The organism is Aliiruegeria haliotis (assembly GCF_003003255.1).
In the GTDB taxonomy this organism is placed as follows: Bacteria; Pseudomonadota; Alphaproteobacteria; order Rhodobacterales; family Rhodobacteraceae; genus Tropicimonas; species Tropicimonas haliotis.
This window is the reverse complement of sequence record NZ_PVTD01000031.1, coordinates 1-1,576: the sequence shown is the minus strand read 5'-3', so window position 1 is coordinate 1,576 and position 1,576 is coordinate 1. Positions and strand designations below refer to the sequence as shown.

The 1,576-nt window shown below is 66.1% G+C and carries 2 protein-coding genes; both read right to left on the bottom strand.

The genetic code is table 11. From position 1 onward, the window contains the following. On the bottom strand, positions 1 to 890 hold an 890-nt coding region (locus CLV78_RS23570), incomplete at its 3' end, for an FAD-binding protein (protein ID WP_106208598.1). Further along, a partial coding sequence (locus tag CLV78_RS23565) for an electron transfer flavoprotein subunit beta/FixA family protein (RefSeq protein ID WP_106208596.1) occupies positions 890 to 1,576 on the bottom strand: 687 nt, incomplete at its 5' end. The genes CLV78_RS23570 and CLV78_RS23565, both read right to left, overlap by 1 nt.

The window sequence follows — 1,576 nt, the reverse complement described above, 5'->3', positions numbered from 1 at the left end:
AGATCGGCGACGAGTCCGTAGTCTGCGACCTGGAAGATCGGGGCCTCTTCGTCCTTGTTGATTGCGACGATGACCTTGGAATCCTTCATGCCTGCGAGGTGCTGGATGGCGCCGGAGATGCCCACGGCGATGTAGAGATCCGGGGCGACGACCTTGCCCGTCTGGCCAACCTGCCAGTCGTTCGGGGCGTAGCCGGAATCGACGGCGGCCCGCGAGGCGCCGACCGCGGCGCCGAGCTTGTCGGCCAGCGCTTCGATCATCTTGAAGTCTTCCTCGGAGCCGACGCCGCGACCACCGGACACGACCACGCCAGCGGAGGTCAGCTCCGGGCGGTCGGACTCGGCGACCTTGTCCTCGACCCATTCGGACAGGCCCGGGTTGCCGGCAGCCGTGATGGTCTCGACAGCGGCGGCCCCCCCCGCGCCAGCGGCGTCGAAATTCGCGGTCCGGATGGAGACGACTTTCGTGGCGTCGGCGGATTTCACGGTCTGGATTGCGTTGCCGGCATAGATCGGGCGCTCAAACGTGTCGGCGTCGACGACGGCGGTGATGTCGGAGATGACCATCACGTCCAGAAGCGCGGCCACGCGGGGCAGCACGTTCTTGGCGGATGCGGTCGCGGGCGCCACGATGTGGGAATAGTCGCCGGCCAGCGACACGATCAGGTCGGCCAGGGGCTCGGCCAGCATGTTGCCGTAGGCCGGGTCGTCTGCGCAGAGGACCTTTGCCACGCCATCGATCCCGGCAGCGGCTTCGGCCGCCCCGCCGCAGGCAGCCGCGGCGCAGAGAACGGTGACATCCCCCAATGCGCCGGCCGCTGTCACGGCCTTCGCGGTCGCATCGACGGAAAGCTCGCCGCCATGCACTTCGGCAAGAAGTAGAACAGCCATCACAGAACCCCCGCTTCGTCCTTGAGTTTCGCCACCAGCTCGTCGACCGAGCCAACGATCACACCCGCCTTGCGGGCCTCCGGTTCGGAGGTCTTCACGATCTCCAGGCGCGGCGTGACATCGACGCCGTAATCGGCGGGCGTCTTGACATCCAGCGGCTTCTTCTTCGCCTTCATGATGTTCGGCAACGAAGCGTAGCGCGGCTCGTTCAGCCGCAGGTCCACGGTGACGATGGCGGGCAGCTTGACCTTGATAGTCTGAAGACCGCCATCGACCTCGCGGGTGACGTTGGCGCTGTCGCCGTCCACGTCCAGGGCGGAGGCAAAGGTGCCCTGGGCCCAGCCAAGCAATGCAGCGAGCATCTGGCCGGTGGCGTTCAGGTCGTTGTCGATGGCCTGCTTGCCACAGAGCACCAGCCCGGGCTGCTCCTCCTCGACAATCCCCTTGAGGATCTTCGCCACGGCGAGCGGCTCGATGTCCGTGTGCACATCGTCAGCGGCCTCGACCAGGATCGCACGGTCGGCGCCCATCGCCAACGCGGTGCGCAGGGTTTCCTGGGACTGCTTGACGCCGATGGAGACCGCGACGATCTCGTCGGCCTTCCCGGCTTCCTTCAGGCGAATGGCCTCTTCGACAGCGATCTCGTCAAAGGGGTTCATCGACATCTTCACATTGGCAAGATCGAC